The organism is Thermophilibacter mediterraneus (assembly GCF_900119385.1).
GTDB classification, from domain to species: domain Bacteria; phylum Actinomycetota; class Coriobacteriia; order Coriobacteriales; family Atopobiaceae; genus Thermophilibacter; species Thermophilibacter mediterraneus.
Genome location: NZ_FPKO01000009.1, coordinates 758404 through 774525, shown reverse-complemented (window position 1 = coordinate 774525; position 16122 = coordinate 758404). Strand labels below are relative to the sequence as shown.

Annotated in this window: 27 protein-coding genes; all 27 read right to left on the bottom strand. The window is 64.2% G+C overall.

From position 1 onward, the window contains the following. Window positions 1–30 precede the first annotated feature (30 nt). The gene (secY, locus tag BQ7106_RS08465) at window positions 31–1308 is read right to left on the bottom strand and encodes a preprotein translocase subunit SecY (RefSeq protein WP_072374219.1); all 1278 of its coding nucleotides are present in this window, start codon (window positions 1306–1308) and stop codon (window positions 31–33) included. Continuing rightward, window positions 1302–1751 carry a 50S ribosomal protein L15 gene (gene rplO, locus BQ7106_RS08460; protein WP_072374216.1) on the bottom strand — a complete coding sequence of 150 codons (450 nt, stop codon included), beginning with the start codon at window positions 1749–1751 and terminating at the stop codon, window positions 1302–1304. Before rplO ends, secY begins: the two co-directional genes overlap by 7 nt. Before the next feature lie 9 nt (window positions 1752–1760). Then, window positions 1761–1946 (bottom strand): 50S ribosomal protein L30, encoded by a 186-nt coding sequence (gene rpmD / locus BQ7106_RS08455; protein ID WP_072374213.1) that lies wholly within the window; start codon window positions 1944–1946, stop codon window positions 1761–1763. Between the two features lie 2 nt (window positions 1947–1948). Further along, on the bottom strand, window positions 1949–2470 hold the full coding sequence (gene rpsE / locus BQ7106_RS08450; RefSeq protein ID WP_072374210.1) for a 30S ribosomal protein S5: 522 nt from the start codon (window positions 2468–2470) through the stop codon (window positions 1949–1951). Window positions 2471–2479: 9 nt separating this feature from the next. Beyond that, window positions 2480–2848, bottom strand: a complete 369-nt coding sequence (rplR, locus tag BQ7106_RS08445; RefSeq protein ID WP_072374206.1) for a 50S ribosomal protein L18 — start codon at window positions 2846–2848, stop codon at window positions 2480–2482. A gap of 57 nt (window positions 2849–2905) precedes the next feature. After that, window positions 2906–3442: a 50S ribosomal protein L6 gene (rplF, locus tag BQ7106_RS08440; RefSeq protein WP_072374203.1), complete on the bottom strand. Its 537-nt coding sequence runs from the start codon at window positions 3440–3442 to the stop codon at window positions 2906–2908. 28 nt (window positions 3443–3470) lie between these two features. Next, window positions 3471–3869, bottom strand: a complete 399-nt coding sequence (gene rpsH / locus BQ7106_RS08435; protein ID WP_072374200.1) for a 30S ribosomal protein S8 — start codon at window positions 3867–3869, stop codon at window positions 3471–3473. A 92-nt stretch (window positions 3870–3961) separates the two neighbouring features. After that, the gene (locus BQ7106_RS08430) at window positions 3962–4147 is read right to left on the bottom strand and encodes a type Z 30S ribosomal protein S14 (protein WP_072374197.1); all 186 of its coding nucleotides are present in this window, start codon (window positions 4145–4147) and stop codon (window positions 3962–3964) included. Window positions 4148–4208: 61 nt separating this feature from the next. After that, window positions 4209–4766, bottom strand: a complete 558-nt coding sequence (gene rplE, locus BQ7106_RS08425) for a 50S ribosomal protein L5 (protein WP_072375478.1) — start codon at window positions 4764–4766, stop codon at window positions 4209–4211. Between the two features lie 297 nt (window positions 4767–5063). Further along, a complete protein-coding gene (gene rplX, locus BQ7106_RS08420) occupies window positions 5064–5381 on the bottom strand; it encodes a 50S ribosomal protein L24 (protein WP_072374194.1) in 318 nt (105 codons plus the stop codon). 13 nt (window positions 5382–5394) lie between these two features. Then, a complete protein-coding gene (gene rplN, locus BQ7106_RS08415; protein ID WP_072374191.1) occupies window positions 5395–5763 on the bottom strand; it encodes a 50S ribosomal protein L14 in 369 nt (122 codons plus the stop codon). Window positions 5764–5841: 78 nt separating this feature from the next. Next, window positions 5842–6105: a 30S ribosomal protein S17 gene (gene rpsQ, locus BQ7106_RS08410; RefSeq protein ID WP_072374188.1), complete on the bottom strand. Its 264-nt coding sequence runs from the start codon at window positions 6103–6105 to the stop codon at window positions 5842–5844. A gap of 17 nt (window positions 6106–6122) precedes the next feature. Further along, window positions 6123–6338: a 50S ribosomal protein L29 gene (rpmC, locus tag BQ7106_RS08405; protein ID WP_072374185.1), complete on the bottom strand. Its 216-nt coding sequence runs from the start codon at window positions 6336–6338 to the stop codon at window positions 6123–6125. Between the two features lie 3 nt (window positions 6339–6341). Beyond that, window positions 6342–6767 carry a 50S ribosomal protein L16 gene (gene rplP / locus BQ7106_RS08400; RefSeq protein WP_072374182.1) on the bottom strand — a complete coding sequence of 142 codons (426 nt, stop codon included), beginning with the start codon at window positions 6765–6767 and terminating at the stop codon, window positions 6342–6344. After that, on the bottom strand, window positions 6767–7477 hold the full coding sequence (gene rpsC / locus BQ7106_RS08395; RefSeq protein ID WP_072374179.1) for a 30S ribosomal protein S3: 711 nt from the start codon (window positions 7475–7477) through the stop codon (window positions 6767–6769). Before rpsC ends, rplP begins: the two co-directional genes overlap by 1 nt. 6 nt (window positions 7478–7483) lie before the next feature. Continuing rightward, window positions 7484–7846: a 50S ribosomal protein L22 gene (gene rplV, locus BQ7106_RS08390; RefSeq protein WP_072374176.1), complete on the bottom strand. Its 363-nt coding sequence runs from the start codon at window positions 7844–7846 to the stop codon at window positions 7484–7486. Window positions 7847–7862: 16 nt separating this feature from the next. After that, window positions 7863–8123: a 30S ribosomal protein S19 gene (gene rpsS / locus BQ7106_RS08385; protein ID WP_072374173.1), complete on the bottom strand. Its 261-nt coding sequence runs from the start codon at window positions 8121–8123 to the stop codon at window positions 7863–7865. Window positions 8124–8153: 30 nt separating this feature from the next. After that, window positions 8154–8990 carry a 50S ribosomal protein L2 gene (gene rplB / locus BQ7106_RS08380; RefSeq protein WP_072374170.1) on the bottom strand — a complete coding sequence of 279 codons (837 nt, stop codon included), beginning with the start codon at window positions 8988–8990 and terminating at the stop codon, window positions 8154–8156. A gap of 143 nt (window positions 8991–9133) precedes the next feature. Then, a complete protein-coding gene (gene rplW, locus BQ7106_RS08375) occupies window positions 9134–9436 on the bottom strand; it encodes a 50S ribosomal protein L23 (protein ID WP_072374167.1) in 303 nt (100 codons plus the stop codon). Beyond that, window positions 9436–10062 carry a 50S ribosomal protein L4 gene (gene rplD / locus BQ7106_RS08370; RefSeq protein WP_072374163.1) on the bottom strand — a complete coding sequence of 209 codons (627 nt, stop codon included), beginning with the start codon at window positions 10060–10062 and terminating at the stop codon, window positions 9436–9438. The genes rplW and rplD overlap by 1 nt, the downstream gene beginning before the upstream one ends. Window positions 10063–10099: 37 nt before the next feature. Continuing rightward, the gene (gene rplC / locus BQ7106_RS08365) at window positions 10100–10720 is read right to left on the bottom strand and encodes a 50S ribosomal protein L3 (RefSeq protein WP_072374160.1); all 621 of its coding nucleotides are present in this window, start codon (window positions 10718–10720) and stop codon (window positions 10100–10102) included. Between the two features lie 312 nt (window positions 10721–11032). Next, entirely contained in the window at window positions 11033–11638 is a 606-nt protein-coding gene (locus BQ7106_RS08360) for a histidine phosphatase family protein (RefSeq protein ID WP_072374157.1), read from the bottom strand. 100 nt (window positions 11639–11738) lie between these two features. Next, window positions 11739–12338: a bifunctional phosphoserine phosphatase/homoserine phosphotransferase ThrH gene (thrH, locus tag BQ7106_RS08355; protein ID WP_072374154.1), complete on the bottom strand. Its 600-nt coding sequence runs from the start codon at window positions 12336–12338 to the stop codon at window positions 11739–11741. Between the two features lie 194 nt (window positions 12339–12532). Next, a complete protein-coding gene (gene rpsJ / locus BQ7106_RS08350; protein ID WP_072374151.1) occupies window positions 12533–12841 on the bottom strand; it encodes a 30S ribosomal protein S10 in 309 nt (102 codons plus the stop codon). 39 nt (window positions 12842–12880) lie between these two features. Then, entirely contained in the window at window positions 12881–14977 is a 2097-nt protein-coding gene (gene fusA, locus BQ7106_RS08345) for an elongation factor G (RefSeq protein ID WP_072374148.1), read from the bottom strand. Window positions 14978–15003: 26 nt separating this feature from the next. Continuing rightward, a complete protein-coding gene (rpsG, locus tag BQ7106_RS08340) occupies window positions 15004–15477 on the bottom strand; it encodes a 30S ribosomal protein S7 (RefSeq protein ID WP_072374145.1) in 474 nt (157 codons plus the stop codon). A gap of 41 nt (window positions 15478–15518) precedes the next feature. Next, window positions 15519–15890: a 30S ribosomal protein S12 gene (gene rpsL, locus BQ7106_RS08335; RefSeq protein WP_072374142.1), complete on the bottom strand. Its 372-nt coding sequence runs from the start codon at window positions 15888–15890 to the stop codon at window positions 15519–15521. Window positions 15891–16122: the final 232 nt, after the last annotated feature.

Genomic DNA, 16122 nt, shown 5'->3' with positions numbered 1-16122 from the left:
CTCGTCTTGATTCACATCCCTTAACGACCGCTACTTGAAGAAGCCGTCGTAATTGTGCATCTTGAGCTGGCTCTCGATAGACGAGAGGGTGTCCATGGCAACGCTCACCATGATGAGGATCGACGTGCCGCCAAAGGCCTGGATGAGCGGGTTGCCGGTGAACCAGAAGATAATCGTCGGAACAACGGCGAGGACGGCCATGAACAGCGCGCCGGGAAGCGTGATGTGGTCGATCGTGCTCTTGATGTAGGCCGCGGTCGCAGCGCCCGGGCGGACGCCGGGGATGAAGCCCCCCTGCTTCCTCAGCTGGTCGGCGGTCTCTGCGGGATTGAAGACCATCGAGGAGTAGAAGTAGGCAAAGGCGACGATGAGGACGATCGAGAGCACCCAGTTGATCCAGCCCGAGGAGAGCGCGTTCGCGACGGCCTGCACCCAGTCGACCGTCGGGAAGAAGACGGCAAGCTGCGCGGGCAGGTAGAGAATCGCGGAGGCGAAGATGATCGGAACGACACCGGCGGTGTTCACCTTGATCGGGAGATAGGTGCTCTGACCACCCATCATCCTCCTGCCGACGACGCGCTTCGCGTACTGAATCGGGATGCGACGCTGACCGCGCTCAACATAGACGATGATCGGGATGATGGCGATGATGACGACGAGCGTCACCACGGTCAGCACGATGTTGCCGGCTGAGGTGACCGAGCTGATGAGCGAGGTCGGGAGGCCGGACATGATGTTCGCGAAGATGATGAGGGACATGCCGTTGCCCACGCCACGCTGGGTGATGATCTCACCGAGCCACATGATGATCATGGCGCCGACGACCATCGTGAAGACGACCACGATGTCCATCAGAATCTCGGGCGCGCCGGCGTTGGCGAGGCTCACGCCGTAGCTCCTGAAGAGGAACAGGTAGCCGACGGCGTTGAGCAGGGCGAGGCCGATCGTGAGGTAGCGCGTGTACTGCGTGATCTTGCGCTGACCGGCCTCGCCCTCCTTTGCGAGCTCGCCAAGGGACGGAATCACCGCCTGCATCAGCTGCAGGATGATCTGCGAGGTGATGTAGGGCATGATTCCGAGGCTGAACACGGACATGCGGGAAAGCGCGCCACCCGAGAAGAGGTTGAGCACGGCCATGGCACCGCTCGAGGAGAGTCCCGCCTGGTAGGCACCAAGCAGGTCCTGGAACGGCGCACCCGGAACGGGCAGATACGCACCGAAACGGTAGAGCAGGAGAATGCCCGCCGTCAGGAGCAGCTTCTGCCGAAGCTCCGGAATGCGAAACGCATTGGCGATTCCCTTTAGCACGCCTGCTCGACCTTTCCTCCGGCCGCCTCGATCTTAGCCTGAGCGGAGGCGGAGACCTTGTCCACCTTGACGGTGAGCTTCTTGGTCAGCTCGCCGTCGCCGAGGACCTTCACGGGAATATAGTTGTGCTTCAGAACGCCCTTGGCAACCAGGGACTCGGCGTCCACCACGTCACCGTCGGCGAACAGCGTCTCAAGACGGGAGACGTTGACCGGAGCGTACTCGACGCGGTTGTGGTTGATGAAGCCGGGGAGCTTGGGGAGGCGCATCGCGAGCGGCTGCTGGCCACCCTCGAAGCCCTTGCCCTTGCCGCCGCCGGAGCGGGACAGCTGACCCTTGCTGCCGCGGCCAGCGGTGGTGCCGTGGCCGGACGAGTTACCGCGACCGATGCGCTTGCGGTTCTTGCGCGAGCCCTCAGCGGGACGCAGATCGTTGAGCTGCATGAGTGACTCCTAGTTCTCTTCCACGGTGACAAGGTGCTTGACCTTGAAGATCATTCCACGAATGCTCGGGTTGTCGGGCTGCTCGACCTCGTCGCCGATCTTGCGGAGGCCAAGGGCGCGGCAGGTGGCCGTCTGGTCCTTCTTGACGGAGGCGACGGCGCTGCGAACGAGCTTGATCTTGAGGGACTGAGCCATCGTTAGTTCTCCTTCCCGCAGAACATCTCGCCAACGGTGATGCCGCGGCGCTCGGCGGTCTGCTCGGGGCTCGAGAGCTCCTTGAGGCCCTCGGCGGCAGCCTTGATGATGTTCATGGCGTTGTTGGTGCCAAGAGACTTGGAGAGCACGTTGGTGATGCCCGCGAGCTCGAAGAGCGGACGCACGGGGCCGCCGGCGATGACGCCGGTACCCTCGATGGCCGGCTTGATCAGAACGCGGCCGGCGCCATAGTGGCCCTCGACGGTGTGCGGAATGGTGCCGTGCTCGGTGACGGGCACCTTGAACATGTTCTTCTTGGCGTCCTCGATGCCCTTCTGGATGGCCAGGGGCACCTCGGCGGACTTGCCCATGCCGAGGCCGACGTTGCCCTTGCCGTCACCGACGGCGACGAGGGCGACGAGGGACATGCGGCGACCGCCCTTGACGGTCTTGGAGACACGGTGGATGTAGACGACGCGCTCCTGAAGATCCGTGTCCTGCTGGCGCTTACGATCTCGTGCCATTGAATCCTCCTAGAACTTCAGGCCCGCGCTGCGGGCACCGTCTGCCAGAGCCTTGACACGGCCGTGATAGATGCGGCCACCGCGGTCGAAGGTGACCTCGGTGACGCCCTTCTCCACGGCGCGCTTCCCGACGAGCTCGCCCACGAAGGTGGCGGCGTCCTTGTTGGAGCCGAGCTTGCCCGTGGCGCGGAACTCGGGGTCGAGGGTCGAGGCGGAGCAGATGGTCTTGCCGTCGGCATCGTCAATGACCTGAGCGTAGATGTTGGCGTTGGTGCGGTGCACGCTGAGGCGCGGACGCTCAGCGGTGCCGAAGATCTTGGCGCGGACGCGGCGCTCGCGGCGCTTCAGGCCGGCCTTCTTCGCCTGCTGCTTGTTCATTCCTTCTCCTTAGACGTGCCATTACCTGACGGGGTAATGGTCTTTTCTCACACTCAGCTACTTGGCGGCCTTACCGAGCTTCCTGCGGATGTGCTCGCCGACGTAGTGGATGCCCTTGCCCTTGTACGGCTCGGGAGGACGCTTCATGCGAATCTCAGCGGCGACCTGGCCGACCTGCTCCTTGGAGATGCCCTTGACGTTGATGTGGGTGTTGTCGGGCACCTCGAACGTGATGTTCTCGGGAGCGACGTAGATCACGGGGTGGGAGTAGCCAAGGGAGAGGTCGAGATCCTTGCCCTTGAGCGCGGCGCGGTAACCGACGCCGGTCAGCTCGAGCTTCTTCTCGAAGCCCTCGGAGACGCCGACCACCATGTTGTGGAGAAGCGTGCGGGTGAGGCCCTGCTGCGCGTTGGAGGCGGTGCTGTCGTCGACGCGGACGACGTGGAGCTCCTCGCCCTCCTTCTCGATCTTGATGAGGTCGGAGAAGGTGCGGGTGAGCTCGCCCTTGCCGCCCTTGACGGTAACGGTGGTGCCATCAACTGTCACAGTGACTCCGGCGGGAACCTGGACAGGCTGCTTACCAATTCGAGACACGGTTGTCTCCTTTCATTCCTGCCGAGAGTTACCAGATGTAGGCGATGACCTCGCCGCCGATGCCCTGCTTGCGGGCGTCGCGGTCGCACATCATGCCCTTGGAGGTGGAGATAACGGCGGTGCCGAGGCCACCGAGCACGCGCGGAAGCTTGTCCGCGGTGGAGTAGATGCGAAGGCCCGGCTTGGAAATGCGGCGGATGCCACGGATGACCTTGGCGTGGCGCGCGCCGTACTTGAGGGTCACGTGCAGGGTCTTCTGCGGGGTCGTGTCCTCGACCTCGTAACCCGCGATGTAGCCCTCCTCACAGATGACGCGGGCAACCTCGACGAGCACCTTCGTCGAAGGCATGGAGACCTCCGGCTTGTTGGCTGCGTTCGCGTTGCGGATGCGCGTCAGCATGTCAGAAATGGGATCAGTAATCTTCATGGATCCTTCTCCTTCGGTAATGATGAACCTGCGTGTCCGGTTCGTCTGCACCCGTGGCGCAGGCGCCTAGACGCGAGAGCCCCAGCTGCGTCCTACCAGCTCGCCTTGCGGACGCCAGGAAGCTCGCCCTTGCTCGCAAGCTCGCGGAAGCAGACGCGGCAGAGGCCGAACTTGCGATAGACGGAGTGGGGACGCCCACAACGCTGGCAACGGTACTGCTTGCGCGTCGAGAACTTCGGCTCGCGCTGAGCCTTGACGATCATCGATGTCTTAGCCACAAATCCTCCTTCAGTTCATTCCAGTCGCCCCGCCTCGGCGGGGCAGCCTTTGATTATTGACCTACTCAGCCTTGAACGGGAAGTGGAAGGCCTTGAGAAGCGCCTTGCCCTCCTCGTCGGTCTGAGCGGTGGTCACGATGGTGATGTCCATGCCGCGGGTGTGGTCGATCTTGTCAAAGTCGATCTCCGGGAAGATGAGCTGCTCGGTGACGCCCATGGAGAAGTTGCCACGGCCGTCGAAGCTCTTCGGGGAGATACCGCGGAAGTCGCGGATGCGCGGGATGGCAATGGAGATGAGGCGATCGAAGAACTCCCACATGCGGTCCCCGCGAAGGGTGACCTTGGCGCCGATGGGCATGCCGGCACGCAGGTGGAAGGTGGCGATGGACTTGCGGGCGTGGGTCACGAGCGGCTGCTGGCCGGTGATGGCGCGCAGGTCGGCAACGGCGCCGTCGATGGCCTTGGCGTCCGTGGCGGCCTCGCCGACGCCCATGTTCACCACGATCTTCTCGATCTTGGGAATCTGGTGGACGTTGGTGTAGTTGAACTGCTTCTGGAGCTCGTCACGCACCGTGGCGAAATACTGCTCCTTGAGACGGGGGACGTACTTGTCTGCCATGTTCACTCCTTAAACTCTTGGGGTTCTCAGCACGGGGTTTCCAACCTCGTACCTCCCGGCGCGGCGAGCCGGGAGCCTGTGTCGAGCGCCCGAGGCACAAAGGTCCCTACCTACAGACGCAAGGAAACAGTTTATGCCTTCGTCCACAGAAATTCCAGCAGATTCGCCACATCGCGGTATGCACACATTAGGTTGACAAACTCGCCACGACGCAAGGCATCAGCCAAGACGAGCAAAAGAAACGGGTCCCGGCGCTCTGTGAGCGTCGGGACCCGAACACGCGCTAGATCCGAGGTCCTAGAACTTGGCGCCGCACTTCTTGCAGACGCGGACCTTCTTGCCCTCGTCATTCACGTCGTGGCCGGTGCGGGTGGGCTTGCCGCAGCTCGGGCAGATGACCATGACGTTGGAGGCGTCAATGAAGGCCTCCTGCTCGATGATGCCGCCCTGCTGGTTCTGGGCGTTGGGGCGCACGGCCTTCTTGGCGACGGCGACGCCCTCGACGAGCACCTTGCCCTCGGCGGGCTTGGCACGGAGGATGGTGCCCTCCTTGCCCTTGTCCTTACCGGAGAGCACGACGACCTTGTCGCCGCTCTTCACATGCATCTTAGCCATTCGTCCTCACTCCCTAGAGCGTCTCAGGCGCGAGCGAGACGATCTTCATGTACTTGTGGTCGCGGAGCTCGCGGGCAACGGGCCCGAAGATACGGGTGCCCTTGGGCTCGCCGTCCTTGTTGACCAGGACGCAGGCGTTGTTGTCGAACTTGATGTAGCTGCCGTCCTTGCGGCGGGTCTCCTTGACGGTGCGGACGATGACGCAACGCACGATGTCGCCCTTCTTCACCTGTCCGCCCGGCGTGGCCTCCTGCACGGCGCCGATGATGACGTCGGCCAGGCCGGCGTAGCGACGCTTGGAGCCACCGAGGACCTTGACGCACTTAACGCGTCGGGCGCCGCTGTTGTCAGCGACGTTGAGCATGGTCTCCATCTGAATCATTGGTGTTCCTCCGAACGTGTGCCCGCCCAGAGGTGCGCCCTAACGTGCGGCGCACATGGGAAGGCTCGTCACTGATACTTACTTGGCGCGCTCGACGATCTCCACGAGACGCCAACGCTTGGTCTTGGACAGCGGGCGGGTCTCCATGACGGTAACGGTGTCGCCGAGGCCGCACTCGTTGTTCTCGTCATGAGCGTGGAGCTTCTTCGAGATGGTCATCATCTTGCCGTACTTGGGGTGACGCTTGCGGTAGTCGATCTTGACCGTGATGGACTTGTCGCCAGAGATGGAGACGACCGTCCCGGTGACGACCTTGCGCGCGTTCCTAGTGGTCTCAGCCATAGTCATTCTCCTGCGATCTAGTTCTGCGCAGCGGACTTCTCCGCGGCGATCTGACGGGCGCGCTGCTCGGTGAGAACGCGCGCGATGCCCTTCTTGACGGTCTTCACGCGAGCCGTGTTGTCAAGCTGGCTCGTGGCCATCTGGAAGCGGAGGTTGAAGAGCTCGGCACGGCCCTCCTCAAGCTTCTTGGCGAGCTCCTCGTCGCTCATGGCCTTGATGTCGGTGTACTTCATTGACTATTCCTCCCCGTCCTGCTCGGTGCGGGTGACGATCTTGGTCTTGATGGGCAGCTTGTGCTGAGCGAGACGGAGAGCCTCACGCGCGATCTCGTCGGCGACGCCGTCGATCTCGAACATGATGCGGCCCGGCTTGACGACGGCCACCCACTCCTCCGGGTTGCCCTTGCCGGAACCCATGCGGGTCTCGGCCGGCTTCTTGGTGATGGGCTTGTCGGGGAAGATGGTGATCCAGACCTTGCCGCCACGCTTCATGTAACGCGTCATGGCGACACGGCAGGCCTCGATCTGGCGGTTGGTGATCCAGTGAGCCTCGAGGGCCTGGATGCCGTAGCTGCCAAAGTGCAGCTCGGTGTTGCCCTTGGCGTGGCCCTTCATGGAGCCGCGCTGAACCTTGCGGTGAAGAACGCGCTTAGGTGCGAGCATTAGCGGTTCCTCCTCTCGTTGCGACCACGACGGGGACGGCTGGAGCCCTCAAGCGCCGGACGGGGCGTGGGCTGGCCGGGGAGCTTCTCGCCGAAGTAGACCCAAACCTTGATGCCGCAGGCACCCATGGTGGTGCGAGCGGTGGCCTGACCGTAGTCGATCACGGCACGAAGGGTGTGCAGGGGCACACGACCCTCGCGGTACCACTCACGACGACCCATCTCGGCGCCGTTGAGGCGGCCGGAGCACTGGATACGGATGCCCTTGGCGCCGGCCTTGCGGGCGGACTGGACGGCCTTGCGCATGGCGCGACGGAACGCGACGCGCTGCTCGAGCTGCTCGGCGACGGACTGGGCGACGAGGTTGGCGTCGAGCTCGGGGCGCTTGACCTCGATGACGTCAACGGCGACCTGGCCCTTGGAGACGCCGGCGACCTTCTCGAGGTCGGAGCGCAGAACGTCGATGTCGGCGCCCTTCTTGCCGATGACGATGCCCGGGCGAGCGGTGTAGATGGTGACCTTCACCTTGTCGCCGGCGCGCTCGATGTCGACGCGGGAGAGGGCGGCCTTGGCGAGACGCTTCTCGAGGTAGGAGCGGATGGCAAGATCGTTGCCGAGGTTCTCGGCGTAGTTCTTATCGGCGTACCAGCGGGAACGCCACTCCTCGGTGATGCCGAGACGGAAGCCGGTAGGCTGAACCTTGTGACCCATGCTCGCTTACGCCTCCTTTCGCGGAGCGACGACGACGGTGATGTGGCTCATGCGCTTGTTGATGCGGGAAGCGGAGCCCTTGGCGCGAGGACGGATGCGCTTGAGCGTGGGGCCCTCGTCGACGTAGGCGAGCTTCACGTACAGGGTGTCACCGCGCAGGCCGTTGTTGTTCTCGGCGTTGGCGATCGCGGAGCGCAGGACCTTGGCCACGTCAACGGAGGCGGCGCGGGTCGAGAACTGCAGGACCTCGAGGGCCTTCTCGACCGGGAGGTTGCGGATCAGAGAGACGACGGCGCGAGCCTTGCGCGGGGCGACGCGAACGTACTTGGCCGTCGCGCGGACCTCGTTGGTGTTGGTGTTCTGAGGCATGTTAACTCCCTACCCCCTACTTTTCCTTGTGACCACGGAAGGTGCGGGTGGGGGCGAACTCGCCCAGCTTGTGCCCGACCATGGACTCGGTGACGTACACGGGCACGTGCTTGCGACCGTCGTGAACGGCGATCGTGTGACCCACCATCTCGGGGAAGATGGTCGAGGAACGCGACCAGGTCTTGATGACCTCCTTGGTGCCGGCCTCGTTCTGGGCGGCGACACGCGCGAGGAGGCGAGTCTCCACGAACGGGCCCTTCTTGAGACTTCTGCTCATGCTTTCTATCTCCTACTACTCGTGTGTCGACTACTTGGACTTGCGACGACGGATGATCAGACGGTTGGAGCCCTTCTTCGGGTCGCGGGTCTTGTAACCCTTCGTCGGCTTGCCCCAAGGCGTGACGGACGGACGGCCGGAGGTGTGGTTCTTGCCCTCGCCGCCGCCGTGCGGGTGGTCGACCGGGTTCATGACCGTACCACGGACGGTCGGGCGGACGCCGGCCCAGCGGCTGCGACCGGCCTTGCCGACCACGATGTTGGAGTGCTCGGCGTTGCCGACCTCGCCGATGGTGGCGCGGCAGGTCAGCAGGACGCGACGAAGCTCGGAGGAGGGCATGCGCAGGATCGCGTAGCCGTTGTCCTTGCCCATGAGCTGGACCGAGGTGCCGGCAGCGCGAGCCATGGCAGCGCCCTTGCCGGGCTGGAACTCGACGGCGTGGACGAGGGTGCCGACCGGGATCTCGGAGAGCGGCATGCAGTTGCCGGGCTTGATGTCGACATCCTTGGTGCCGGACAGGACGACGTCGCCGACGTGCAGGCCCTCGGGGCACAGGATGTAGGCCTTGGCGCCGTCGACATAGTGCAGCAGGGCGATGCGGGCAGAGCGGTTGGGATCGTACTCGATCGTGGCGACCTTGGCAGGGACGTCGTCCTTGCGGCGCTTGAAGTCGATGCGACGATACTGGCGCTTGTGGCCGCCGCCCTGGTGACGGGTGGTGATGCGACCGTTGTTGTTGCGGCCGGCCTTCTTGGGCAGGGGCTCGAGAAGCGACTTCTCGGGCGTGGTGCAGGTGATCTCAGAGAAGTCCGAGACCGTCTGGAAACGCCTGCCGGCGCTCGTGGGCTTGAGGTGCTTGACTGCCATTGAAACCTTTCCCTTCTTTTCCGTTGGCCAACCCGCTCAGGGAGTGGCGGGCGACACCGGATTTACCACGGTACCGCGCGTATCCATCGTGCGCGGCATGAAAGCCCGGCTTCCTTTCGGAAGCGCGGGCGGGGTGCCATGGGCTACTCGGCGGCCTGCTGGTTGCCGAAGATCTCGATCGTCTCGCCGGCGGCGAGGGTCACGACGGCCTTCTTCCAGGAGCGCGTGGTGCCAGGGGTCTGGTAGCGGACGCGCTTCTTCTTGCCGGAGACGTTCATGGTGTTGACCTTCACCACGTGCACGCCGAACAGCTTCTCGACGGCAGCGGCGATCTCCTCCTTGGGGGCGTTCTTGGCCACCTCGAAGGTGTACTTGCCCTGCTCCATGAGGTCGAAGGAACGCTCGGAGACGATCGGGCGAACGATCACGTTGTAGACGGAGTTCATTACGCGAGCACCTCCTCGAGCTTCTTCGCGATGTCGGGGGTCATGATGAGGGCACCGTTGTCGATGAGGGTGCGGGTGGAGGCCTCGGAGACGCCGATGATGTTCACGCGCTGGATGTTGCGGAACGAGAGGTAGGTGTTGACGTCATCGTCGGGGACAACGACGGTCACGCGCTTCTCGGAGACGCCGAGGGCGGCGAGAAGGGCGATGGCCTGCTTGGTCGACGGCTTCTCGAAGGAGAGGCTGTCAACGAGCACGAGCTCGCCGTCGGCAACCTTGCCGGAGAGGACGGAGCGCATGGCAAGCTTGACCATCTTGTTGTTGATGCGCTTGGCGTGGCTGCGCGGGGTGGGCCCGAAGATCACGCCGCCGCCGGTCCACTGGCCGGCACGGATGGAGCCCTGACGGGCGCGACCGGTGCCCTTCTGGCGATACGGCTTGACGCCGCCGCCGGAGACCTCGTGGCGGTTCTTGACGGAGTGGGTGCCCTGGCGAGCGCAGCTGTCCTGGCAGACCACGACCTGGTGGATGACGGGGATGTTCGGCTCGATGCCGAAGACGCCGTCGGCGAGCTCGGCCTCGGCGACCTGAGCCCCCTCAGCGTTCTTGATAGCGTACTTGGACATTCTGTCCTCCTTGTTAGCCTAAGAGTATTCCTGGCACTTAGGCCATGCGGATCTGGACGAGAGCGTTCTTGCCGCCGGGGACAGCGCCCTTGACGAGCATGAGGTTCTGCTCGGCGTCAACGCGAACGAGCTTGAGGTTCTTGACCGTCACGCGAGCGTCGCCCATGTGGCCGTACATGTGCAGGCCCTTGCGAACGCGCGCGGGGTAGGCGCACTGGCCGATGGAACCGGGGCGGCGCTGGTTGCGCGAGCCGTGGGTCATGGGGCCGCGGGAGAAGTTCCAGCGCTTGACAGTGCCCTGGAAGCCCTTGCCCTTGGAGGTGCCGATGACGTCGACGGCCTTGACCTCAGCAAAGTCAGCGACGGTCACGACGTCGCCGGTGTGGTGCTCCTCGCCGTTCTCGACGCGAACCTCGCGCAGGTAGCGCATCGGCTCGACGCCCTGCTTGGCGAAGTGGCCGGCCATGGGCTTGTTGACGTGCTTGGCGGAGATGTCTCCGAAGCCGATCTGGACGGCGTCGTAGCCGTCGGTCGCCTTCGTCTTGACCTGCGAGACGGTGCAGGGGCCAGCCTGGATGACGGTGACGGGCACGACGTTGTCGTTCTCGTCCCAGATCTGCGTCATCCCAAGCTTGCGGCCAAGGATCATGCTGACCATGCTCTTTCCTAACCCTCGGTGGTCATGGGACCTTGGGGCACCCTTTGCCCCTCCCCAGCGGACCACGTCCTGTATCTGCTGCCCTTACCGGGGCTTGACACAGCAATCCCCTTTTGCGCAGCCTGTCTAGTCTACACGGCCATCTGGGAATTCACAATGTCTCCGCAAAAGATTTGTGGGGTCTGAGCTGGGGCTCGATTTGCCGCGCCGCCGGGCGTATCCATTGCCTGCAAAGGCGTGCAAAGGGGACAGTCACTTTCGCACGGCGCGTTCCGCCCGTGCGAAAGTGACTGTCCCCTTTGCACGCTCCCCTCAGAGGTCCTGGTTGACGATCTCCTCGCAGGAAAACTGCCGAGAAGAGCAATCGAACTCGTAGACGAGCACGCAGCAATTGCCGAGCCTCACGTCCTGCGGGCAGCGAGCGAGGTGCCCCCATGCGCGCTTGAACTGCAGGGTCGCCGAGCCGTGGCTCACGGCAAGCACGTTGCCGGACCCGGAGGCGAGCATCAGGTCGCTGAGGGTTGCCACGATGCGGCGACGCAGCGCGACGCTCCCCTCCCCGCCATAGGGCACGAGCGCCTCTCCGGGATCCCAGAGCTCGGCGGGGACGTCTGCGGCGGGACCGCCCTCGAAGGGGCCGTAGCTGCGCTCGACGAGCCCCTCGGCCGTCTCGACCTCAGGCTCCGGAAGCCCCGCGGCGAGAAGCTCCCCCCGCGCCACCTCAGCCGTCGCAAGCGCCCGTCCGAGGGGGGACGAGAATATCCGGTCGAACCTCACGCGCCGCGCCGCGAGCCAGGTACCAGCGGCATGCGCCTGCCGCACCCCAAGCTCGGTGAGCGGGGAGTCGCAGTGTCCCTGCACGCGGTGCTGAAGGTTAAACTCGGTCTGACCATGTCTCAGAAGATAGAGCGTTGCCATGGCCCCTCCCTTCTCGCCGGACCATGATACGCCCACTCGAGGGCCTCGTCTCGCTCGCGGCCGCGCAGGAGAAGGCGATGTCGTCGGGCCACAGACCGCCCTAGAGCGCCCCCACGATGGCGCGCAGGAGCTCGTCATAGGTCTCAAGGGCAGGTAGCTCGGGATTTGCCGCCCTGATCGACGCGGGCGCCCTAAAGAGGAATCCGGCCTTGCTGGCCTGAATCATCGCAAGGTCGTTGAACGAGTCCCCTGCGGCAATTGTCTCGAACCCGCAGGACTGGAGGGCTCGCACGGTCGTGAGCTTGGAGTTCTCGCACCGCATCAGGTGACCGAGAATCTCGCCGTCCGGCGCCACGTCGAGCGAGTTGCAGAGAAGGGTTGGCCAACCGAGCTTGGCCATGAGCGGGCGCGCGAACTCCTCGAAGGTGTCGCTGATGATGACCACCTGCGTGCGCTCGCGCAGAGCGTCCAGGAAGGCGCGCGCCCCGGGCAGGGGCTCGATGCGCGAGATGACGTCCTGTATCTGGGGGAGACCGAGGCCCCGCTCTCGCAGGATGGCGAGCCGGTAGGCCATGAGCCTGTCGTAGTCCGGCTCGTCGCGCGTGGTGCGCCGAAGCTCCGGGATCCCCGACTCCTCGGCAAAGGCGATCCAGATCTCGGGCACGAGCACGCCCTCGAGGTCAAGGCACACGATGTTCATGGCAGCCCCCCAACGTCACCGTTCTTCTCGCCATGGTAGCGTCCCAAGGTTTCGAGTTGGCAACAGGCCCGTCCAGACGGTCGTGCCCCACCGACCGACAGCAAGAGCCCCCTGGCTTGCCAAGCGGAAGCTTCACGTACGTGCGCTTCCGCGTGCAAGCCCGGGGGCTCCCAGGTTGCTACAGGCGAGTGGCCTTAGAGCTTGATCTCGATGTCAACGCCCGCGGGAAGGTCGAGGCGCATGAGCGAGTCGACCGTGGAGGGCGAGGGATCGAGGATGTCAATGAGGCGCTTGTGGGTGCGCATCTCGAACTGCTCGCGGGAGTCCTTGTCCTTGTGCGGCGAGCGGATGACCGTGTAGAGGTTGCGCTCGGTGGGCAGGGGGATGGGGCCGGACACGCGGGCACCGGTCTTCTGGGCGGTGTCGACGATGAGCTTCGCGGACTGATCAACGACCTCGTGGTCGTAGCCCTTGAGGCGAATCCTGATCTTCTGGCTTGACACTGTGTACCTCCAAATGAGCTAGGGCTCGTGGTCGTTGACTTAAGAAGCGCTTCCGCCGTTCTTGGCGACGATCTCGTCGCGAATGTTCTTCGGGACGGGCTCGTAGGAGTCGAACTGCATGGTGTAGCTCGCACGGCCCTGCGTCTGGGAGCGGAGGTCGGTGGCGTAGCCGAACATCTCGCCCAGGGGCACCTTGGCGCGAATGACCTTGGTGTCGCGACGGTCCTCCATGCCCTCGATCTTGCCGCGGCGGCTGGAGAGGTTGCCCATGACGTCACCCATGTACTGCTCGGGGGTCTCGACCTCGACCTCCTCGATGGGCTCGAGCAGGACGGGATCGGACTTCTTGAGGGCGTCCTTGATGGCCATGGAGCCGGCGATCTTGAAGGCGGCCTCAGAGGAGTCGACCTCGTGGTAGGAGCCGTCGATGAGCTTCACCTTGATGTCGACGACCGGGTAGCCAGCGATGACGCCGCTCTCGAGCGCCTCCTGGATGCCCTTGTCGATCGAGGGGATGTACTCCTTCGGGATGACGCCACCGACGATGGCGTTCTCGAACTCGTAGCCCTTGCCCTCCTCGTTGGGCTCCATGTCGATGACCGCGTGGCCGTACTGGCCGCGACCACCGGACTGGCGGACGAACTTGCCCTCGGCGTGCATGACGGCCTTGCCGGCGGTCTCGCGGTAGGCAACCTGCGGCTTGCCCACGTTGCAGTCGACCTTGAACTCGCGGCGCAGGCGGTCGACGATGATCTCGAGGTGCAGCTCGCCCATGCCGGAGATGATGGTCTGGCCGGTCTCGTGATCGGTGTGGACCTGGAAGGTCGGGTCCTCCTCGGCGAGCTTGGCGAGGCCAACGGACATCTTGTCCTGCTCGGCCTTGGTCTTGGGCTCGACCGCGACGGAGATGACCGGGGTGGCGAACTCGATGGACTCGAGGATGATGGGGTGCTTCTCGTCGCAGAGAGTCTCACCGGTGGTGGTGTTCTTGAGACCGACGCAGGCGACGATGTCACCGGCGGAGCACTCCTCGCGGTCAACGCGGTCGTTGGCGTTCATCTCGAGGATGCGGCCCAGGCGCTCGCGGTTGTCCTTGACCGAGTTGTAGACGTAGGAACCGGCCTCGGCCTGACCAGAGTAGACGCGGATGTAGGTGAGCTTGCCCACGTACGGGTCGGTCATGATCTTGAAGGCGAGGGCGGAGAAGGGCTCCTTGACGTCAGCGTGACGGACCTCGGGCTCGCCCTTGAGGTTCGTGCCGTCGATCTCGGTGACGTCAAGCGGGCTCGGGAGGTAGTCGACGACGGCGTCGAGGAGCTCCTGGATGCCCTTGTTCTTGTACGCGGAGCCAACAAAGACGAGGTTGAGCTCGCCGTCGATGACGCCCTTGCGAAGAGCGGCCTTCAGGGTGTCGACGGGAACCTCCTGCTCCTCGAGGACGGCCTCCATGATCTCGTCGGAGAAGTTGGAGGCGGCGTCGAGCAGCTCCTCGCGCTTCTCCTGCGCGAGGTCGACGAACTCCTCGGGGATGGAGTCCATGGGCTCCGGGTAGATCATGCCCTTGGAGTCCTCCTTGAAGTCCCACGCGGTCATGGTGACCAGGTCGACGAGACCCCAGAAGTTGGACTCGGCGCCCATGGGAATCTGGGCCGCGACGGCGTTGGCGTGCAGGCGGTCCTTCATGGTCTCGATGGCGTGGAAGAAGTCGGCGCCCACGCGGTCGAACTTGTTGATGAAGGCGATGCGGGGAACGCCGTACGTGGTGGCCTGACGCCAGACGGTCTCGGACTGCGGCTGGACGCCAGCGACGGCGTCGAAGACCGCGACCGCGCCGTCGAGGACGCGCAGGCAGCGCTCGACCTCGGAGGTGAAGTCAACGTGGCCCGGGGTGTCGATGATCTGGATGACGTGGTCCTTCCAGAAGCACGTGGTGGCCGCGGAGGTGATGGTCACGCCGCGCTCCTGCTCCTGGACCATCCAGTCCATGGTCGCAGCGCCGTCGTGAACCTCGCCGATCTTGTGGGTCTTGCCCGTGTAGTAGAGGATGCGCTCGGTCGTGGTGGTCTTGCCGGCATCGATGTGCGCCATGATGCCGATGTTGCGCATGTCCTTGAGCTGGTACTTAACCTTTGCCATAGGTAGCTTCTCCTCGGATCAGCGAACTAGAAGCGGTAGTGAGAGAAGGCGCGGTTGGCCTCGGCCATCTTGAAGAGGTCCTCGCGACGCTTCACGGACGCGCCGACGCCGTTGGAGGCGTCGAGGATCTCGTTGGCGAGGCGCTCGGCCATGGTCTTCTCCTTGCGGGCGCGCGAGAAGTTGACCATCCAGCGAATGGCGAGCTGCGTGGCACGACGGGAGTTGACCTCCATGGGCACCTGGTAGGTGGCGCCACCGACACGCTTGGGCTTGACCTCGAGGGTCGGGCGGATGTTGTCCATGGCCTTCTTGAAGACGGCGAGGGCGTCCTCGCCGGACTTCTCGGCCACGATGTCGAAGGCACCGTAGACGATGCGCTCGGCAGTGGCCTTCTTGCCGTCAAGAAGGACCTTGTTGATGAGCTGCGAGACGAGACGGTTGTTGTAGACGGCGTCCGGCTGAACCTCGCGGCGGTGGGTCTTGGATGCACGACGCGGCATGTTCTATCTCCTCAGATCTTAGGTACGTTTACGCGGTGTGACTACTTGGGGCGCTTGGTGCCGTAGCGAGAACGGGCCTTCTGGCGGTTCTGGACGGCGGCGCAGTCATAGGCACCGCGGATGATCTTGTAGCGGACGCCGGGGAGGTCGCGCACGCGGCCGCCGCGGATCAGGACGATGGAGTGCTCCTGGAGGTTGTGGCCCTCACCGGGGATGTAGGCCGTGACCTCGATGCCGTTGACGAGGCGAACACGGGCGACCTTGCGCAGGGCCGAGTTCGGCTTCTTCGGGGTGGTGGTGAAGACGCGGGTGCAGACGCCGCGCTTCTGGGGGTTGTGCTGCAGGGCGGCGTTCTTGGACTTCGACTTGACGCTCACGCGCCCGTTGCGAACCAGCTGGTTGATAGTAGGCAAAGCTCTCTCCTTCTATACTATCGACGTGCTCTTTTCTCGTATTCAAGGGCCGAGCAGCACCTCTGCCCCGGATTGACGCGACGATGAACTCTACGCCCACGGGCACCTGTTGTCAAAACGCCACGGACCCGGGCGTATCCATCCTCCACGGCTCCTTCACGCGAGGCCGCGCAAACGCAGACGGGCGCACCCTCGCGCTTCGGCGAGAAGTACGCCCGTCCGAACTCATCGG